Origin of the sequence: Paraburkholderia silvatlantica, assembly GCF_003096715.1 — a bacterium.
Lineage (GTDB): Bacteria > Pseudomonadota > Gammaproteobacteria > Burkholderiales > Burkholderiaceae > Paraburkholderia > Paraburkholderia silvatlantica.
Genome location: NZ_QEOL01000019.1, coordinates 1 through 17,997, shown reverse-complemented (window position 1 = coordinate 17,997; position 17,997 = coordinate 1). Strand labels below are relative to the sequence as shown.

18 protein-coding genes are annotated in these 17,997 nt (G+C 62.3%); 7 read left to right on the top strand and 11 right to left on the bottom strand.

The genetic code is table 11. The features are described 5' to 3' along the window. Positions 1 to 22: 22 nt before the first annotated feature. The 4 genes from C7411_RS23285 to C7411_RS23270 are packed head-to-tail and all read right to left on the bottom strand — an operon-like array spanning position 23 to position 4,320. Complete coding sequence (locus C7411_RS23285) at positions 23 to 1,747, bottom strand: carbon-nitrogen hydrolase family protein (RefSeq protein ID WP_110386418.1); 1,725 nt, start codon at positions 1,745 to 1,747, stop codon at positions 23 to 25. Next, a complete protein-coding gene (locus C7411_RS23280) occupies positions 1,744 to 2,727 on the bottom strand; it encodes an ABC transporter substrate-binding protein (protein WP_110386417.1) in 984 nt (327 codons plus the stop codon). Before C7411_RS23280 ends, C7411_RS23285 begins: the two co-directional genes overlap by 4 nt. Positions 2,728 to 2,761: 34 nt before the next feature. Next, the gene (locus C7411_RS23275; RefSeq protein WP_110386416.1) at positions 2,762 to 3,538 is read right to left on the bottom strand and encodes an ABC transporter permease; all 777 of its coding nucleotides are present in this window, start codon (positions 3,536 to 3,538) and stop codon (positions 2,762 to 2,764) included. Then, a complete protein-coding gene (locus C7411_RS23270) occupies positions 3,535 to 4,320 on the bottom strand; it encodes an ABC transporter ATP-binding protein (protein ID WP_243413302.1) in 786 nt (261 codons plus the stop codon). The genes C7411_RS23275 and C7411_RS23270 overlap by 4 nt, the downstream gene beginning before the upstream one ends. A 317-nt stretch (positions 4,321 to 4,637) precedes the next feature. Between C7411_RS23270 and C7411_RS23265 the strand changes: the two genes are divergently transcribed. Further along, positions 4,638 to 6,329: a sigma-54-dependent Fis family transcriptional regulator gene (locus tag C7411_RS23265; protein WP_110386414.1), complete on the top strand. Its 1,692-nt coding sequence runs from the start codon at positions 4,638 to 4,640 to the stop codon at positions 6,327 to 6,329. A 179-nt stretch (positions 6,330 to 6,508) separates the two neighbouring features. On the opposite strand, the gene C7411_RS23260 is transcribed toward C7411_RS23265, so the two are convergent. Together C7411_RS23260 and C7411_RS23255 are read right to left on the bottom strand one after the other, a co-directional pair. Beyond that, positions 6,509 to 6,760, bottom strand: a complete 252-nt coding sequence (locus C7411_RS23260; RefSeq protein WP_110386413.1) for a hypothetical protein — start codon at positions 6,758 to 6,760, stop codon at positions 6,509 to 6,511. Between the two features lie 7 nt (positions 6,761 to 6,767). Continuing rightward, entirely contained in the window at positions 6,768 to 6,995 is a 228-nt protein-coding gene (locus C7411_RS23255; protein WP_110386412.1) for an FmdB family zinc ribbon protein, read from the bottom strand. 104 nt (positions 6,996 to 7,099) lie between these two features. Here C7411_RS23255 and C7411_RS23250 point away from each other — a divergent pair, with 104 nt between their 5' ends. Further along, positions 7,100 to 7,774: a GntR family transcriptional regulator gene (locus C7411_RS23250; protein WP_309147586.1), complete on the top strand. Its 675-nt coding sequence runs from the start codon at positions 7,100 to 7,102 to the stop codon at positions 7,772 to 7,774. Positions 7,775 to 7,821: 47 nt separating this feature from the next. On the opposite strand, the gene C7411_RS23245 is transcribed toward C7411_RS23250, so the two are convergent. The 5 genes from C7411_RS23245 to C7411_RS23225 all read right to left on the bottom strand — a co-directional run bounded on the left by C7411_RS23245 (position 7,822) and on the right by C7411_RS23225 (position 12,083). Then, complete coding sequence (locus tag C7411_RS23245; RefSeq protein ID WP_110386410.1) at positions 7,822 to 9,051, bottom strand: ArgE/DapE family deacylase; 1,230 nt, start codon at positions 9,049 to 9,051, stop codon at positions 7,822 to 7,824. Positions 9,052 to 9,102: 51 nt separating this feature from the next. Continuing rightward, positions 9,103 to 9,840 carry an amino acid ABC transporter ATP-binding protein gene (locus tag C7411_RS23240; RefSeq protein WP_110386409.1) on the bottom strand — a complete coding sequence of 246 codons (738 nt, stop codon included), beginning with the start codon at positions 9,838 to 9,840 and terminating at the stop codon, positions 9,103 to 9,105. After that, positions 9,818 to 10,507, bottom strand: a complete 690-nt coding sequence (locus C7411_RS23235) for an amino acid ABC transporter permease (protein ID WP_110386408.1) — start codon at positions 10,505 to 10,507, stop codon at positions 9,818 to 9,820. Before C7411_RS23235 ends, C7411_RS23240 begins: the two co-directional genes overlap by 23 nt. Continuing rightward, positions 10,507 to 11,175 carry an amino acid ABC transporter permease gene (locus C7411_RS23230; protein ID WP_110386407.1) on the bottom strand — a complete coding sequence of 223 codons (669 nt, stop codon included), beginning with the start codon at positions 11,173 to 11,175 and terminating at the stop codon, positions 10,507 to 10,509. The genes C7411_RS23235 and C7411_RS23230 overlap by 1 nt, the downstream gene beginning before the upstream one ends. A 77-nt stretch (positions 11,176 to 11,252) precedes the next feature. Next, complete coding sequence (locus C7411_RS23225) at positions 11,253 to 12,083, bottom strand: transporter substrate-binding domain-containing protein (protein ID WP_110386406.1); 831 nt, start codon at positions 12,081 to 12,083, stop codon at positions 11,253 to 11,255. A gap of 146 nt (positions 12,084 to 12,229) precedes the next feature. On the opposite strand from C7411_RS23225, the gene C7411_RS23220 reads away from it, so the two are divergent. Genes C7411_RS23220 through hydA form a run of 5 tightly spaced genes read left to right on the top strand, consistent with a single transcriptional unit; the run spans position 12,230 to position 17,531 of the window. Continuing rightward, entirely contained in the window at positions 12,230 to 12,544 is a 315-nt protein-coding gene (locus C7411_RS23220) for a (2Fe-2S)-binding protein (protein WP_243413301.1), read from the top strand. Further along, positions 12,537 to 13,961, top strand: coding sequence for an FAD/NAD(P)-dependent oxidoreductase (locus C7411_RS23215; protein ID WP_110386405.1), 1,425 nt, complete (start codon positions 12,537 to 12,539; stop codon positions 13,959 to 13,961). Before C7411_RS23220 ends, C7411_RS23215 begins: the two co-directional genes overlap by 8 nt. A gap of 8 nt (positions 13,962 to 13,969) precedes the next feature. Continuing rightward, the gene (locus tag C7411_RS23210; protein ID WP_110386404.1) at positions 13,970 to 15,142 is read left to right on the top strand and encodes an NAD(P)/FAD-dependent oxidoreductase; all 1,173 of its coding nucleotides are present in this window, start codon (positions 13,970 to 13,972) and stop codon (positions 15,140 to 15,142) included. 11 nt (positions 15,143 to 15,153) lie between these two features. Further along, complete coding sequence (locus C7411_RS23205; RefSeq protein WP_110386403.1) at positions 15,154 to 16,110, top strand: dihydrodipicolinate synthase family protein; 957 nt, start codon at positions 15,154 to 15,156, stop codon at positions 16,108 to 16,110. Beyond that, positions 16,107 to 17,531 (top strand): dihydropyrimidinase, encoded by a 1,425-nt coding sequence (hydA, locus tag C7411_RS23200; protein ID WP_110386402.1) that lies wholly within the window; start codon positions 16,107 to 16,109, stop codon positions 17,529 to 17,531. The genes C7411_RS23205 and hydA overlap by 4 nt, the downstream gene beginning before the upstream one ends. Positions 17,532 to 17,997 lie beyond the last annotated feature (466 nt).

The following is a 17,997-nucleotide window of genomic DNA, read 5'->3' as shown; positions in this document are numbered from 1 at the left end:
CGCAGGTCGATGTTCCCGACGATCATGCCGGTACCGTCGCGCCTGGCGCGGTTGGTCCATGTGCGCGGGCGTCGCCGGTTAGCACCTCGTAGGTATCAACGAGCCTGTTGCGTACCATGTCGACACCAGGGATCATGCGCTTCTGACGCGCGAACGCAAGATTCGCATAGGCGGGCATCACGGCGCCCCAGCGAGGCGACGGAGCCGCTGCATGCTCCACGTCCCAGTTTGGAAAGCCGTTTGGCGGCACGATGAACGAGCCGCCCGGATAGGGCGCGTCGACTCGGTTGGCGCACACAACGTACACGCGATTATCCTCTGCTTTGGGTACGCTGAGCAGGCGCCGTTGTGCGGGGTGCTCCCACGCCGCGCACCATACTATGATCTCGGCGCCCATCAGCGCGAGCACGCGGCTCGATTCCGGAAACATTCCGTCATAGTCGACCAGTATGCCGAGCCGTCCATATCGTGTGTCGAAGACAGCGAAGCTGTTTGTCGCAGCTGTCGTCCTTGTGCCAGCGCGCGGTCCCGGATGCACCTGGCGCTGACGTCCGATCGCCCCATCCGGGCCGACCAGTACCGCTTCCAGATACGGCTCGCCAGCAGGTCCGCCGCCAACGCAGGGCAGGACAGCCAGCGCGTCGTAGCGTGCGCATATCCCGGACAGCCGCGCGATCAGGCTCGGCGCAAGTATGGCCTGCTCCCGCGCGGCCTGTTCGCTGAGGCACCAGGCCGGTGAACCGAAGTTGAGCGGCAGCGCAAGAAGCTTTACGCCGAGTCGGCACGCATGTTCGACCATCTCCATCGCTTCGTCCAGTGAATGCTCGCGTGTGACGTGCGCCTGCACCGCCGCGACCTTCGTGGTATGTGCATCGGGCGCGATGGGTTCGGCCAGCAACGTCTCGAGTGGCGTATCGGGGAAGGGTGTGGTGAGCAGCCGGTACGCGTGCGGCCTGCGATCGCGCCATTTGTCTCCACCGAACGGCCAGCGTGCCGCGCGGTGAGCGTCGAGCACGATGTCGGCCGATACGACTCCGTGCGCATCGTAGGGAATGCGTGTGAGCACGTCGCCATCTGGTGAAACGACCATGCTGCCGCCCGGATAGTAGATGCTGCGCTCGACGCCCGCTTTCGTTGCGGCGACGAACCACACGCCGTTTTCATAGGCACGCGCGGGCACCCACATCTCGGCCTGATCCATTGCGAAGAAGTTCGCCATGTCGAGCACGACCTCCGCGCCCTTCGCAGCAAGACATCTTGCTATCTCGGGTATGCGTCCGTCGAAGCAGATCAGCAGGCCGATGCGGCCGAGTTCCGTGTCCACGACGGGATTGCCCTTCGTGCCGACCTCGAACCAGTTCTGATCATGCGTGGCAAGGAACTGCTTCTGATAGTGACAGATCAGTTCGCCGTGCGTGTTGAACAGTAGGGCTGAGTTATAGGCCAGTCCGTCCTCGCCGCGTTCGGTGAAGCCCGATGCGATGAATATGTCGTGCTGGCGGCATAGATTGCGGAGCGCCGAGCAGTAGACGCCGTCGAGCGGCTCAGCCAGTTGGCGGCAGTGTTCGACGGAATCGAACAGGTAGCCGGAATTCATGCATTCCGGGAACACGACCAGCTTCGCACCCTGTCGTACGGCTTCATCGACGTAGCGTTCGACGAGTGCGATGTTTGCGTGGACGTCGCCGAGCCTGGCGAGCGTTTGCACCACCGCGGCGCGGAAGGTGCGTGTTGAGGAACCGTTCATTGGTTGAAGTCCTTGGGTTTCAGGATGAGGGAGGAAACGTCGACGTGCTGCTTTAGGACACCTTCTTTCTGGAATACGTCGACGAGGGCCTGGTAAGATGCGATGTCGGTCGTGTCTATGTCGTTCCATGCACGCAGATAGGGCTGCGCGACAATGCGGGCCTGCCCGGGTTCGATGGCGGCATAGCGCGCGATCAGGGGACGGTAGGTGTCGAAGGAAGCGTTTGTCATGCGTGTCGCCTCATCGAGCACATCGACGATCTTTCGGGCGGTGTCCGGATGCGCCCGAATGAAGCGCGTGGTGAGAACGGAAACACCTGAGTAGAACGGCTCTGCAATCATGACCTCAGCCGGATTGACCACTGCGCGCTTTGCTTCGCCAGAGGCGACTGCGATCGATCCGACGGGCTCGAGCGAGAGCGTCGCGTCAACGCTGCCGGACGCGACGGACGGAACCTGCAAGCCTGTGGCGATATCTTGCAGGCGTACGTCGTGGTCTGGGTCGAGACCCGCCTTTCGCACCATGTAGCGCGCGATAGTGCGCCACTGGATGCCCGGCAGGTGGCCGAGGCTCTTACCCTTGAGGTCCGCGAACGAATGGATTGACGACTGGTTGGCTACGATCAGGCCATCGTTGATGCGACCCGCTTTGATGCTGCCGCCTTCGAGGCCGAACACCTTGAACGTGCCAGGAAAGCGTGATTCGGCAAGTGCGGTGATGCCCCCTGCTGTGCCAGGGGCACCAACATCTGCCTGCCCGGAGACAAGCGCGTCCACGATCTGGTTTGGATTCTCGAAGCGGACTGCATGGATCTCAATACCCGCCTTCTTGAACAGGCCGTTTTCCATGGCGACGTAGAAGGCCGTTGTCTGCATGATCGGCAGCCATGCGACGGTGACGTTGTCCACTGCGTGAGCGGGAGTGGCGGCAAGGAGCGCCATTGCCGCGCTTGTCGCAGCCAGTAGATTTGCTAGTTTCATGCAGGCCCCGCAAGGTAAATTGCCAGAAGAGTCTCTATTTGCCTGCCCACTTCACGAAACTCCGTTCGAGTAGCAGGAAGCCGAGGTTGACGCAATAGCCGATGCAGCCAGTTGCGATGATGGTGGCGTACATCTGGGCCAGGTCGTAGACCTGCTCGGCGTCAATGATCCGACGCCCCATGCCGTCCGACGAACCGATAAACATCTCTGCAACGATGATCACGACGAGCGCATACGACACCCCGAGCCGCAGGCCGATAAACGTCTGGGGGAGCGATTCGTAGAACATCACGTCGCACAGTACGCGCCAGTTCGATGCGCCCATCACGCGAGCGGCAAGAATCCGCGTTCGGCGCGCGTTCATCACCCCATACGCGGTGTTGAACACGATCACGAGCCACGCCGAGAACGCCGCGACGGCCACTTTCGATTCTTCACCGATGCCGAAAACCAGCAGGAACAGCGGAAACATCGCAGTGGCAGGCGTCGAGCGAAAAAAATCAATGACGAACTCTGTCGTGCGGTAGATAACCGGGCTTGATCCGAGCAGGACGCCGGCAGGAATCCCGGCCACCAACGCGATGGCGAAGGCATATCCGGTACGCAGCACCGTCGCGCCAAGGTCGGGCCAGATCGCACCGTGGATCACGCCGTCCCATAGGGTGCTGAACGTTTCCAGCGGACCGGGTAACAGATGCGGCGTGACCCAGTGCGCGGAGTGGGCAATGGCCCAGAGCGCAATCAACGCGGCCGGACCGATGAGGCCGGCGCCCGCGAGGCGCGTGCGCCATGCCGCGAGTGTGCCGATCATCGATGCACCTCACGTTGAAAGATTTCGAGGCTTCGCCGTTTCGCTGCAATGAATTGAGGGTGGTGCAGCGTTGAGTCAGTTCGTGGATAGGGGAGGTCAAACGGGACAATTGCCGCCACGCGCGTCGGCCGCCGTGTCAGCATGAGCACCCGGTCAGCCAGATACACGGCGTCCTCGAGATCGTGCGATACGAGGATCATTGTGAGGTTGCCTTGCATGAAGACCGATTGCAGCTTTTCGCGAATGAACAACGTCGTTTCATAGTCGAGCGCCGAAAATGGCTCATCGAGAAATACGACTTCGGGATGTGGTGCGAGCGCGCGCAGTATGGAGATCAACTGCTGTTGGCCGCCTGAGAACTCATACGGGTAGCGGTTCAGGTCGAAGCGCACGTCGAACTGTTCAGCCAGTTCCTGCACGCGTTCGCGCCGGCGGGCACGAGCCATGCCGCGGATTTTCAGCGGATATTCGATGTTTTCACTGGCCCGGCGCCAGGGAAACAAGGCATCGCGATAGTTCTGGAATACGTAGCCAATGGCGACGTCGCGCACGTCACGGCCGTCGAACAGGATCTGGCCGCCATCATGCCGCGTAAGGCCTGCCATCATGTTGATCAGTGTGGACTTGCCGCAACCATTAGGTCCGAAGATCGAAGTGAATGAACCGGCCGGGATTTCGAGGTTGAATGTATCGTAAAGCGGATCGTGGCCGAACTTCTTGTGCAACCCGCTTATTGTGATGGCTGGGCGCCTGTTTTCCACGGCATTCGTGGGCAGAGACATTGTTTCAACGCGTGCATGCATTCGTTGAGCCTTTTGCTGATGGACTGGAGAAGAGAGGTCTGTGCGCGGTGACATGAGAGGCAATATCTGCGCCAGTTCACGTCGCTCGCGCAGTCGCGCACGGGCGGCCCCGTCCCGAAGGCCCGCGAACGAATGTCGAGGCCGCGGCGGCCCATGCATATGCGCCGGGAGCGGTGCCGCGAATTTGTTAACAAATGCACAATTTGTTGATATAGATTGGGCGTTACCTCGCTGTTCGCGCGCGACGAAAGGGTTCGTCGCGACCTCATGTCATGTTTTGTTCGGGAATGGATCGCATGGCCGCTCGCTTACCTTTCAGTCCAGCGGCAGATGACGGCGCCGACAGGCTGGTGCCCTCATCTGCGCGGGCGGACCTCGATGTCGAGGTTCATATCGACGTCGACTGGGCCTCGCAGGAGCTTTTCTTTCGCCGCGAACTTGCGAAAGTCGCAGGACGGTTTTCGAATTCCGAGGAAAACCTGCGCGAAGTATTCCATTTGCTGTCGGAAATTCTCGGCCTGAACCGCGGACGCCTGTTTCTTGCAGATGCGGCTGGTAAATTGACGCTGCGATGCGCCTACGGGCTGACACGCGGAGAAATGGCGCGCGGCGTCTTCGCACCGGGCGAGGGTATGACGGGCAGGGTGTTCCTGTCGGGTCAACTGACCATCGTGCAGGATATCGATTCGGAGCCGAGTTATCTGTGGCGGACCGTCGCGCGCAGCGCGTTGCCGAATGGCACGACATCCATGTTCTTTGTGCCGATTCGGGTTGGGGGCGAAACGCGCGGTGTTTTCATCGTCAACCGTTTTCGTGGCATCTCGCGCAGCCTGACGTCCGACCTCGAAATCCTGCGGGAGGTCGCTACGCAAGTCTCCCAGCTGTTGCGTCTGGACGACCTGATTGCCGAGCGCGTTCAGACGCATACCGCAGCGCTGGAACAGGAAAACCACACGCTGAAGCTTGCCCTCAATCGCCATTCGTCCACTTACGGAATTATTGGCGGATCGAAAAAAATCCGTGCAGCGGTCAGACAAGTTGAACAGGTCGCGCAGAGCGACGCGACGGTACTGCTGCTTGGCGAGTCTGGCACAGGAAAGGAGCGCTTCGCACATGCGGTGCATTTCGCGAGTTCTCGCCGCGCCTATCCTTTCGTGCGCGTGAATTGTGGCGCGTTGCCGGAAGCGCTGTTCGAATCGGAGCTTTTTGGTCACGAGAAGGGTGCCTTTACCGGTGCAACGCGAGCCCGCTCGGGGCGCTTCGAAGAAGCGCACGGTGGTACGTTGTTTTTGGACGAAATCGGCGAGCTGCCGCTCAACCTGCAGGTCAAGTTGCTGCGCGTCCTGCAGGAACGCTGCGTCACGCCTCTGGGAGGCCGGGATGAACGGCGTGTTGACGTGCGTGTCGTTGCTGCGACCAATCTGGACCTGCGGCAGCGCGTAGCGCAAGGAATGTTCCGACTCGACCTGTTCTATCGGATTTACGTCGTGCCAATACACCTTCCGCCATTGCGGGAGCATCCGGAAGACGTCGCGCCACTGGTCGAGCATTTTCTGAGGGGAGCGAACGCGAGATTCAAGCGCAAGGCATGGCTCTCAGGCGCAGCGCTATCGGCACTTGTCCACTATCCATGGCCAGGAAACGTACGTCAGCTGCAGAACGTAATTGATCGCCTGACGTTGCTGGCGGATTCACCAGCAATTGGCGCCGGCGAAGTCATGGCGATCCTCGAAACAGAGGGCGGCCTGAAAGGGCAGGAGAGAGACCGGTCGACGGAGGAAGCCGGAGCGCATTTTGCGCTTTCCCGGCGTATCGATTACGGGCAGCGCGAGAATATTGAGGCGGCTCTTGTGCGCGCTGGCGGTGTCAAGTCCAGAGCTGCCCAGCAGATCGGCCTGACTCTGAGTCAGTTTAACTACCGGATTCGCTTGCTGCAAATTGACGTCCAGCAAGTATTGCGTAACACAGTACTCAAGAACGATCGCTAGAGTGACGGAGGAACAAATGTTCCGGGCGGTGCGACTGCGTGATGATTTCAGTTGGACCAGTCAGATTTGTCATGCCATGCATAGCCACGAACCTGGAACTGTTAGCGAACGATCAAGATGCGTGCTCCCCGTTCCTCTATTGGGCGGCTCCAATCGCCGTTCCTGCAGGGCCACGCGATCTAGTCACTGGGTAACAGGAGCGCACCGAGCGAGGACCGATAGAGGTCACTGAGATCGTCCTCAGCGGCGATCTGCCTTTCCACCTCCGCAATCCGCGCGATCTTCATCTGGGCATACTGGTTCATGGCAGCGGCAACATGGCGCTGACGGTTGTCCCACTCCCAGGCCGAGGCATGTGGATCTGCCGCCCTCAGCTTGTCGCCGTGGCCGTACGGCGAAAACGGCGAGAATTCGCGCCACGTCTGGAGCATACAAACTTCAGCAACAACACGAACAACAGCTGACGTGGCGCATTCCATAACGCCCCTTGTCCGCCTCGTTCATGACATCGTCGGTAGAGCGGTTGCCGAGGCGCGGGGCGACCATCGTCACCCGGAGCGCAGGCTCGGTACAAATTGGGCACGATACTGCATCGTCGCGTGCGGCGACACTGCGCGCGGCCTCGAAGAGCCCGCAAGCGTCGCATCGGTAATCGTACAGCGGCATCGTCAGCTTCCTTCTTTCTGGGGGCAATGTGTGGGGACAGGCGTCGTTTCCGGATTCGGACGTACACTTGATAAACCGTATACTTACCGTATACTCACCCCACCGTGGGGAGATCAATCATTGTGTCTAGCGTATCCACTTCCAGTCCGGAAAAACTCGGGGAGCTCGCCTATCAGACGTTGCGGCGCATGATTCTTGACAAGGCGCTACGCAGTGGCGGTGCCGTGGTCGAGGGGAGACTTGCCGAGGAGCTCAACATTTCGCGCACCCCCATGCGCGAGGCGCTGTTGCGTCTCGAAGGCGAAGGGCTGCTGGTGCGCGCCGGAGCGCGCTCGTATTCGGTGCGCTTCGTGAGCGTGCAGGAATATTTTCAGGCCATGAAGGTGCGCGAAATGCTCGAGGTCGAGGCCGTGGGGCTGGCGGTCGGCAAGATCGAGAAAAAACAGTTACAGGCGCTCATCAAGAAAACGCGTTCCCTGAGCAGTGGTCAGCAGGAACAGGCTCACTGGCAGGTCGACGACCAGATTCACACGCTCATGGCCCGCGCGGGCGGCAACGATGTGCTTGCGCGCACCATCGACATTGTGCGAACGAATAGCCGCCTGTTCGAACTCGCCACGCCGTTCAACCGGATCGAAGAAGATCGCGTCGAACACCTTGCGATCCTCGAAGCCTGCCTTGCAGAAGATGTGGAACTCGCGCGCAATGCCATGCGCACCCATCTGCAGAACCTGCGCCGCTTCGTCATCGAACGGCTCGCCGAAGGCTCGTACGGCTAAGCCCCAGGAAAGCGGCGCGTGCGCGCCGCTTCCTTCTTCTCATGGCATCATCCGAGCAGGTTCTTGAGCGCCAGCGCCAGCGTGCGCGTGGCGAGCCGCACGTCCTCCACTTTGACGCGCTCGTCCGCGCGGTGGCCGTTCGCTTCGAGCAACGTGCGTGGCCCTGCTCCGTAAATCACCGTTGGCACGCCCGCTTCGCAGTACAGCCGCGCGTCGGTGTAAAGCGGGACGCCTTCCTCGGGAATGCGCGTGCCGAGCGTGACCTCCGCGGCTTGCTGTAGCGCGGACGTGAGACGCCCGGCGCCTTCGATCGAACGCAGCGGAGAGGTGACGAGGACCTCCCGAATCTCGACCGTGATGCCGGGAAACGCCACTGCGGTCTTGATCACCGACTGCAGCTGCGCGAGGACTGCCTGCGCCGATTCTTCGGGGATCACACGCCGATCGAGGCGGAGGGTGACCTTGTCGGGCACGACGTTCGTATTGATGCCGCCCTCGATCAACCCCACGACGAGTGTGGGGTGCTCGATGCCGGTGGTGGCCGAACGGATCTGGCGCAGTTCCTCGCGGTGCGCGTACAGTGCGTTGAGCACGCCTACCGCGGCTTCCAGCGCGTCGTGGCCCGTATCGGGCCGCGCCGCGTGCGCCGACTTGCCCCGCACGGTCACTTCCAGATGGATCGCCCCGTTGTGAGCGGTCGTAATGGCATACGAGAATCCAGCGCAAATGGCATAATCGGGCTTTACGATGCCCTCCTTGAGCAACCAGCCTGGACCGATCAAGCCACCGCTTTCCTCGTCGTAGGTGAGGTGCAGTTCGACCGTGCCGGCAAGCGAAGCCCGTGCATCGATCAGCGCCTTGAGCGCAAAGGCGTAGGTCGCGAAGTCGGACTTCGAAACGGCGGCGCCGCGCCCATACATCCAGCCCTCCCGAATCTCGGCGCCATAGGGATCGGCGGTCCAGCCGTCTCCAGGCGGCACGACGTCTCCGTGCGCGTTGAGCGCGATCACGGGGCCCGGACCGAACCGATGCCGCACGACGAGATTCGTCGCGCTGATCATGCCCGCAAGCTCGACGACTGGTGTCGGCACGCGATGGCGCTCGACGCTGAACCCGAGCGTCTCCAGCGCCTGCGCCGTGAGTTCGGCGTGTTCCGCGCAATAGCCGGGGGGATTGTCGGACGGTCGGCGCACGAGGTCGGCGAGAAACGCGATTTCATCGTCGAAATTGCGATCAATCGCCTGAAATAGTGTGGTGGTGAAATCTGCGTCAGTCATTCTCTATACCTGTCAATGGGGATGCGTGGGCGTTGGCAGTCCAGCGATTGCTCAATGGCGCAGGATCTTGCCGACGAACTCGCGCGTACGAGTCTCCTGCGGCGTGTCGAAGATCTGCTGAGGCGTGCCGGTTTCGACCACATGGCCGCCGGCCATGAACACAACCTTCGACGAGACTTCGCGCACGAAGCTCATTTCGTGTGAAACGATGAACATCGTAATGCCGTCCGAGGCGAGCTCGCGTATCGTATCGAGCACTTCGTTCACGAGTTCGGGGTCGAGGGCGGCCGTAACCTCGTCGAGGAACAGCACCTTCGGCTTGAGCGCGAGTGCGCGCGCTATCGCGACGCGCTGCTGTTGTCCGCCGGACAATTCGTCGGGATACGCCTTCAGGCGATGCCCAAGGCCAACGCGCTCCAGCAGCCGCTTCGCGTCGCGCTCGACTTCAGCGCGCGGCCAGCCCTTGATGCGCGCGGGCGTGATGGTCACGTTGTCCATCACGGTCATGTTCTGGAACAGGTTGTACTGCTGGAACACGATGGCAATGTCTGAGCGCAGCGCGCGCACGGCCGCCTTGCTGGCGTAGTCGACGACCTTGTCGTTCAGGCGCACCGCACCGGCTTCGGGCGGCAACAGTCCCATGAGCACGCGAAGCAGTGTGCTCTTACCCGAACCGGATGGCCCGATGAGGCTGACGATCTCGCCCTTTTCCACGCGCAGGTTGATTTTCTCCAGGACCGTCTGCGAGCCGTAGGAGGCCTTGAGATCAACGATTTCGAGTTGCGGCAAAATTCTTCTCCAGGCGCTTACCAAGGCGCGAGAGGGGATACGACATGACAAAGTAGAGCACGAGGACCGAGCCGTAGACCATCATGGCGGAAAAGCCCTTGTTGCTAAGAACCTTGCCCGCCGACGTCAGTTCCATGACGCCGATTTGCGAAGCGAGCGCCGTGTCCTTGATGAACATGACGAAGAACGCGAAGGTCGGCGGCAGGATCACGCGCCACGCCTGCGGCATGACGACGTGGCGCAGCGTCTGTACGAACGTGAAGTTCATCGTTTGCGCCGCTTCCCATTGCGTGGAATGCACCGCTTCGAGCCCGCTGCGCACGATTTCCCCGAGGTAGGCGCTCGCGATCAGGCACACGCTTGCAAGCGCCACCGTGAAGGTCGAAAAGTTCGCGCCGAGCGACTGCGTCACGAAGAACACCAGCATCAGGGTGACGAGAAACGGAACGCGCCTGAAGAGCATGCACCAGACGAAAGCCAGCACGCGCAAAGGTGCGGCCGCGCGCGAGCGCGTGAGGCGCAGCACGGCAATGACGAAGCCGCCTGCAAAGCCCGCGAGGCAGCCGATCGCGGAAAGCGCGAGCGTGGTCCCGAAACCCTCCAGCAGCAGCAAAAGGTTGTAATACGAAAACAGTTGCGCGATTTGTTGTGTTGTTGAATCTGGCATCAAAACACCTTCACTCTGGCGCGGCACACGTGCCGGCCGAACATCGCGAGCGCGAACGTCGCCAGCATCGTGATGGCGATGTAGACGCCGGCTGCCACGGTGAACGCCTCGACGGACAGATAGGTCTGCGAACTGAGATTGTACGTGCGGCCGGTCAGTTCCTCCACGCCAAATACCGAAGCCATCGAGGTGCCAAGCGTCATCATGATGAACTGGTTCGACAGCGGCGGGAACATGACCTTTACGACGTGAGGAAAGATCACGTACTGCACGATTTGCAATGAGGAAAAGCCCAGCACTTCGGCGGCTTCGATCTCCGTGCGGTGCACCGAGGCGAAACCGGCGCGTTGGATTTCGCACAGGTAAGCGCCCGCGTTAAATGTTGCGCCGATCAGGACGGCCGCGTACGGCGAGAGCGTGAGCCCGGCCTGCGGCAGCGCGAAGAACAGGAAGAAAATCTGCACGAGTTGCGGCGTGTTTGTCGCGAACGTCACGTACACGCGCACGATCCGGCCAAGCCATGCGGGGCCAAAACGCTGGATGGACGCGCATGCAAGACCGATCAGCATGCCAAGCGCGAAAGCCAGTACGGCGATCTGCAGGCTGAGCCACGCGCCGCCGAGCAGATACCGCCATTGCTCGAGGATCGGCCCAAATTGAAGCGTCATTATTTCTGCGCCCCCGGAAAATGGAATTAGACAATCACGCAGGCGCCGCGCAGCGCCTGCGTGCGAGGTGCGCGCGCTTACTGTGCGGCGGCGACAGCCGGCGGCGCAGCCGTCGGGTCGTAAAGCATCGGGCTGCCGAACCAGGTCTTCCAGTTCGCCGCGATATAGCCGGACTTCTGCATGGCGCCGATCTCCTTGTTCAGGCGCTCGGTGAGCGCCGTGTTGCCCTTCTTCACACCAATGCAGTCGTAGTCGACTTCAATGGGCGAGTCGACCACGCGCCATTTCACCGGATACTGCTTCGTAAAGCTGAGCATGAAGTCGAGCACGTCGATGAGCGCGTCGGAGCGGCCTTGTGCGATCGAGCGCACCGCATCGGGGTAGTTGTCGAGCAGCAGCAGTTGCGCCTTCGGCAGCTTGTCCTGAATGAGCTTCACAGGGGTCGTTCCGCGCACCTGCACGAGACGCACCGACGGATCGTTGAGCTGGGTCCAGTCCTTGTACGGCTTGTCCCTGGTCGTCAGCACGCCGAGCACTTCGGTATTCACGGGATCGGTGAAATCGATCACCTTCATGCGGTCGGCGTTACGCGTCATGCCGCCCATCACCGCGTCGATCTTGTCGGTCATGAGAAACGGAATGCGGTCGTTCGAACCGACCGGCACGATTTCCAGTTTCACGCCCAGACCTTCGGCGATCTTGCGCGCGACGCTCACGTCGAAACCGTCGATGTTGTTCTTTGCGTCGTAGGTGCCGAGCGGTGGCAGGTTCGGATTAATGCCGAAGACGATTTTTTTCGAGGCGAGAATTTCGTCGAGCGTGCGTGCATGGGCGCTGACCGGACCGAGCAACGCGACTGCCGCCGCCGTGGCGGCTAGCATGCGTCCCAACATCATCGAAGGTTTCATCTGCTGACTCCGTAAGAAGCGTGAGGGTGGAAAGAGGCGACGGACCGTTTGTGCGCTGGCCTTATTTTTGGCCATTTGTCGTATACGGTTCGTATACGATAGGATCAAAACATCGCCTAAATTCCTTGTCAAGCGAGGTGTTCACGATGTCTTCAGACGATGCGATGCATCTGCGCGGCGCATCAGGCGCGCAGCGGGTCGAACTGATCTACGACGGCCAGCCCGTGACGGTGCGTGCTGGAGAGAGTGTTGCTGCGGCGCTTTTCGCCAACGGTATCCGCCGCTTGCGCATGAGTCCCCGGGGACATGGGCCGCGCGGCATGTTCTGCCTGATGGGCTCGTGCCAGGAATGTCTCGTGATGGTGAACGGCCGCCGTGCGCTTGCGTGCCAGACCCCTGTTCGCGCGCAATTGTGCGTCGACACGATCGATCTCGCCGAACACCCGGGCCGCCATGAATGATTTCGACGTGATCGTGATTGGCGGCGGGCCTGCCGGCGTGCAAGCGGCGCTTGCCGCTTCTTCGGCCGGTCTCTCGGTCGCCTTGTTCGACGAGAATCCCCAGGCGGGAGGCCAGGTGTATCGCGCGCCGCACGCGGATATGGCCGCATACGGCGACGCCGACCGCGAGGCCGGCGATGCCTTGCGCCGTGTGCTCGGCTCGAGTGCGGTACGTGTTTTCCTGGCGCACTCGGTCTGGGCCGTGACAGGCGACTATCGGGTCGATGCAGTCGGGCCGGAGGGGCCGCTGCATTGCTGCGCGCGAGCGTTGATCGTCGCCACGGGCACGACGGAGCGCGTCGTGCCGTTCGACGGCTGGACCACGCCCGGCGTAATCGGACTTGCGGCGGCGACCATCCTGCTGAAAGCGCAAGGCGTGCTGCCTGGGCGTACGACGCTGGTGGGCGGCTGCGGGCCGCTGCTCGCGGCGGTGGCCGCGAAGACGATTGCGGGCGGTGGCGAGGTCGTGGCGATTGCCGATATCGCGAGCAGCGCGGACTGGCTGTGCACGCTCCCCGCGCTCGTGACGCGTCCCGACCTGCTGGCGCAAGGCTTTGCGTGGTGGCGTGCGATTCGCCGCGCGGGCACGCCGCGTTACGCGCGTCACACGCTCGAGCGCGTCGAACCCGTGGGCGAGCGCCTGCGCGCGACGCTCGCGCCTTGCGATGCGAGCGGGCGTCCGGTCGCCGGCGCGCGGCGCACGGCAGACGTGGACTGCGTCGCGGTGGGGCACGGCCTCGTGCCGTCGACGGAGATTACGCGGCTGCTGCGCGCGCGCCATCGATACGTGCGGGCGGCCGGCGGCTGGATCGCCAATACCGACCGCGACGGGCGCACTTCGCGAGAACGCCTCTACGTATGCGGCGATGGCGCAGGAATCGCAGGTGCGGCGGCCGCCGCCGCTCACGGCACGCTGGCTGGACTCGTGTGTGCGCGCGACCTCGGCGCAAACGACGCGATCGCATCGACTGCCGCCATCGAGGCAGCGCGTGCATCGCATGCCCGCAACGCTCGCTTCGGCCGCGCAATGGGCCGGATGATGGCGTTGCGCGAGGGGCATGTGCAGGGAATCGGCGCGGATACGACGGTGTGCCGCTGCGAGGACGTGACCCGCGCGGAAATCGAGGCGGCGTGCATGGCAGGCGCGCAGGACGTCAACCAGCTAAAGGCGTGGACACGCTGTGGCATGGGGCCTTGCCAGGGGCGCAGTTGCGGCGACGTCGCCGCGGAATTGCAGATGCATGGCGTGCCCGGAAAAACGCGCGAGAGCATTGGTGCATTTTCGGCGCGCACTCCGTTGCGCCCGGTAGCCGTGGAGGCGCTCACGGGCACCTACACCTACGAGGACATTCCCATTCCCAAGGCGGCGCCGCTGTGAATACCGCTATGAAATCGACTGATACGAATTCGCTTCGCGCCTTCGACGCCATCGTGATCGGCGGCGGCGTGATGGGCTGTACCACCGCGTTGTTTCTCGCGCGCGGCGGCATGCGCGTGGCGCTCGTCGAGCGCGATGCGCTGTGCCGGGCCGCTTCCGGCGTTAATGCCGGCACGCTCACGCTGCACATGACGCGGGCCGCACTTGTGCCTTATGCCATACGCGCCTGGCACATGTGGATGAACGCCAAAAGCTGGCTGGGTTCCGGCGTGGCAGCAACGGCGGCTCCGGGCCTTTCCCTCGCCTTCACGCCCGCCGAGCAGGACCTGTTGCGCGCGCGGGCTGCGGCCCGGCGCGAATATGGTGCCCAGATCGGCCTGCTCGACCCGGCCGCAGCGCTCGCGGTCGAGCCGGGGCTCAACCCCCGCATGCTCGAAGCGGCGCACTGCGACATGGATGGCTTTGCGAGTGCGTATCTGACCGGCCGGGCCTATCGCGCCGCGCTGCGCGAGGCGAATGTCGAGATCGTCGAATACACGGCGGTCAGGCGCATCGAACGCGAAGGCGGTGTGTACCGGGTGCACGGCGCACGGCGCGATGATGCGCCGCTGCGGCTCAATGGGGCGCGTCTCGTGCTGGCGGGCGGTGTGTGGCTCGAACCCATGCTAGCGATGCTGGACGTGAACGTTCCGGTGAAAACGCTCGTCAACCAGTTGGTCGTCACAGAACGCATGCCGCGCGTGATGCGTACGGTGCTGAGTATCGCCAACGGCCTTTTGTCGATGAAGCAGTTCGCCAACGGCACGGTGCTGATCGGCGGCGGTTGGCAAGGCGTAGGCGACCGCGAGAACGGCCCGGTCGAAACCATTCCGCAGAACCTGCAGGGCAATCTTCGCCTTGCGCAGCATGTCATTCCCGCACTCGCCTCGGCTCGCGTGGCGCGCATCTGGCTCGGCCTCGAATCGGAGACGGCCGACGCCATGCCAATGCTCGGCCCGATTGCCGGTCACGACGGCGCATGGGTGATCGGCTGCGTGCATTCAGGCTACACGAGCGGCCCATTCATGGGAAAGCTGCTCGCGCAGGCGATGCTCGGCAGCGAGCCCGAACTGCCACTCTTCGATCCCGCGCGGCTCGTCGTCACGCCGGTGGCCATGTCCTCCCATTTCCGCGCTCACTGAGAACCGATGCAATGATTCCCGCCCACGAATTCCCCTTTCACGGCGTCTACGCCGCCACGCTTTGCCCGCTCGACGCCGAGGGCCGTCATCTCGACGAAGAAGCACTCATCCGTCATCTCGCGCAAGTCACGTCGGTCGACGGGATAGTCGGACTCCTGATCAATGGCCATGCCGGAGAGAACTTTGCGCTGTCGCGCGAGGAGAAGCGCCGTGTGGTGGAAATTGCACGCGACGTTTGCGGCTCGCACTCTATCATCGTGGCCGGTATCAATTCCGAGGACAGCTTCCAGGCACAGACGCACGCCGACGACGCGAAAGCCGCGGGTGCCGATGCGTTGCTGCTGTTCCCGCCGTACTCGTGGACGCTCTCCACCGATCTGGCGACCGTCCTCGCCCATCACCGCATTACGAACGCGAACGCGCAGTTACCGCTGATGCTGTATCAGGCGGGCGTTGGCACGGGCGCGATGGCGTACACACCGGATATGCTCGCGGCGCTGGTTGCGTTGCCCCATGTCGTCGCCGTCAAGGAGGGCAGCTGGGAGACCGCGCGTTACGAGGCCAACCGCCGACTCGTGCAAAGCCTCGCACCGCATGTCGCGGTGATGGCCTCGGGAGACGAGCATCTCATGACGTGTTTCGCGCTCGGGACCGAAGGTTCGCTCGTGAGTCTCGCGGCGGTGGTGCCCGAGCTGATCATCGAGCTCTATCGCGCCATGCAGGGCAACGACCTCATCACGGCGCGCAAGGCGCATGAGCGCATCTATCCGCTCGCGAAGGCGATATACGGAACGGCGCCCGGCTTTCTCGCCAACGCGCGGCTGAAGGCGTGCCTTTATCTGCTCGGCCAGTTTCCGGATGCGGCGATGCGCCCGCCGGTTGCGCCACTTAGCGCACAGGAGATTCAAAACCTCGAAGCCGCGCTCTCTCACGCGCGGGCCACCGACCCTCAACGGAGCCATTCATGACCCAAGCGACGCGAACCCTGATCCGCGGCGGTCGCCTCATTACCGCGATTGACGACTACCATGCCGATATCCTGATCGAAGGCGAGCGCATCGTTTGCATCGGCGCGCGGCTCGAAGCCGGACCGGATACGCGCGTAATCGACGCAACGGGCCTGCTCGTGTTGCCCGGCGGCGTGGACGCGCACACGCACATGGAAAACACCTTCGGCCCCTCCGTGACCTGCGACACCTTCGACACGGGCACGCGCTCGGCAGCGTTTGGCGGCACGACCACGATCATCGATTTCGCGTTGCAGGAGGCGGGCACGAGTCCCCTGGACGCCATCGCACGCACGCAGGCGAAGGCCGCATCGGTTTCTCATATCGACTATGCGTTTCACGTGATCGTGACGCATGTAGACGACGCGGTGCTCGGCGACATGCGCTACGCCATTCGTCACGAAGGCGTGTCGAGCTTCAAGATGTTCATGGCTTATCCGGGCACGGTCATGTCCGATGATGCCGCGATCTTTCGCGCCATGCGCATGGTGGGACAACATGGCGGCATGATCGCGCTGCACGCGGAAAACGGCAATGTAATCGATCTTCTGATTCGCGAAGCGCTCGCACAGGGGCACACTTCGCCGCGCTATCACGCGCTCACGCGGCCGGCGCTGATGGAGGGCGAGGCGACGCATCGCGGCATCAAGCTCGCGGAACTCGCCGAGGCGCCGGTGTATTTCGTGCATCTTTCTGCCAAAGAGGCGCTCAAGCATGTCATCGAGGCCCGCGATCTGGGCATTCCAGTGTTCGCGGAAACGTGCCCGCACTATCTGTTCTTCGACGACTCTGCGTATGCCGACGACAGCTTCGATGTCGCCCGGTACGTGATGAGCCCGCCGTTGCGCTCGAAGGAAGCACAGAGTGCGTTGTGGACTGCACTGAAAACCGACGATCTGCAACTGATTTCGACGGACCATTGCCCGTATTGTCTGAAGGAGGGGCATCTCGGGCGCGTCAACCAGAAGCCGCTGGGCGAGAACGATTTTTCGCGCATCCCCAATGGCGTGCCGGGCGTCGAGACCCGCATGACTGTCGTCTACGATGGAGGTGTGCGCACCGGGCGCATTTCACTGAACCGCTTCGTGGAATTGACTTCGACCGCGCCGGCAAAGTTGTTCGGACTTTTCCCGCGCAAGGGGACGCTCGCGGTGGGCAGCGACGCGGATATCGTGCTCTTCAATCCTGATGCGTCACACACGATCAGCGCCGAAACGCAGCACGGCGCATGCGATTTCACACTGTTCGAAGGGCGCAATGTTACAGGACAGGTCAAAACGGTTCTGCTGCGCGGCGAGTGTTTGATCGAAGATGGTAAGTGGGTCGGACGCGCTGGGCAAGGGCAATTCGTGGCGCGAGGTGAACTGGGAGCGTATTGGTGAAAGCGGTGTGCGGTACGAAGGTAGCGGGTTCCCACTGGTGCGCAATTCGCAGAAATGCCGTATCAGCAGTGACTCCAGTCGATCGCTCAAGGTCGCTTTTGCAGGGGGGAATGCGACCAGCACACGATTCGCCCCGTGTACCAGCTCGAAGTCCCGTTCCGGTTCGTACGCGTGACGAACGCATGCGAGCTAAATCATCCGCCTGTCAGTATCCGCGCACATAGCGTAATAGCGCAGCGTTATGTGCGGAGTCGTCGCTTGTTGGCGAAACTGATTCGCTCGTGGCAGAGCAAGAGCTGAGAAACATGGAGCCAAGTACGACGGCGGCTGCGAAAACGATCCTGAACGGACTCATATCAGGGGGAGTAAGGGAGCATTTCCATTCCAACGTACTCGTTGACCAGCTTGGCAACCGGCCACAGGTCCTGGCCGGGGCGAACGATGGATTGATCCGTGCGGCTGAGCT

Coding starts and splice junctions, on each gene's coding strand:
- C7411_RS23220 (WP_243413301.1), top strand. CDS start 12,230: ATGTCTTCAGACGATGCGATGCATCTGCGCGGCGCATCAGGCGCGCAG.
- C7411_RS23260 (WP_110386413.1), bottom strand. CDS start 6,760: ATGCTCCAGACGTGGCGCGAATTCTCGCCGTTTTCGCCGTACGGCCAC.
- C7411_RS23265 (WP_110386414.1), top strand. CDS start 4,638: ATGGCCGCTCGCTTACCTTTCAGTCCAGCGGCAGATGACGGCGCCGAC.
- hydA (WP_110386402.1), top strand. CDS start 16,107: ATGACCCAAGCGACGCGAACCCTGATCCGCGGCGGTCGCCTCATTACC.
- C7411_RS23225 (WP_110386406.1), bottom strand. CDS start 12,083: ATGAAACCTTCGATGATGTTGGGACGCATGCTAGCCGCCACGGCGGCG.
- C7411_RS23280 (WP_110386417.1), bottom strand. CDS start 2,727: ATGAAACTAGCAAATCTACTGGCTGCGACAAGCGCGGCAATGGCGCTC.
- C7411_RS23235 (WP_110386408.1), bottom strand. CDS start 10,507: ATGCCAGATTCAACAACACAACAAATCGCGCAACTGTTTTCGTATTAC.
- C7411_RS23230 (WP_110386407.1), bottom strand. CDS start 11,175: ATGACGCTTCAATTTGGGCCGATCCTCGAGCAATGGCGGTATCTGCTC.
- C7411_RS23255 (WP_110386412.1), bottom strand. CDS start 6,995: ATGCCGCTGTACGATTACCGATGCGACGCTTGCGGGCTCTTCGAGGCC.
- C7411_RS23270 (WP_243413302.1), bottom strand. CDS start 4,320: ATGTCTCTGCCCACGAATGCCGTGGAAAACAGGCGCCCAGCCATCACA.
- C7411_RS23245 (WP_110386410.1), bottom strand. CDS start 9,051: ATGACTGACGCAGATTTCACCACCACACTATTTCAGGCGATTGATCGC.
- C7411_RS23205 (WP_110386403.1), top strand. CDS start 15,154: ATGATTCCCGCCCACGAATTCCCCTTTCACGGCGTCTACGCCGCCACG.
- C7411_RS23215 (WP_110386405.1), top strand. CDS start 12,537: ATGAATGATTTCGACGTGATCGTGATTGGCGGCGGGCCTGCCGGCGTG.
- C7411_RS23285 (WP_110386418.1), bottom strand. CDS start 1,747: ATGAACGGTTCCTCAACACGCACCTTCCGCGCCGCGGTGGTGCAAACG.
- C7411_RS23210 (WP_110386404.1), top strand. CDS start 13,970: ATGAAATCGACTGATACGAATTCGCTTCGCGCCTTCGACGCCATCGTG.
- C7411_RS23275 (WP_110386416.1), bottom strand. CDS start 3,538: ATGATCGGCACACTCGCGGCATGGCGCACGCGCCTCGCGGGCGCCGGC.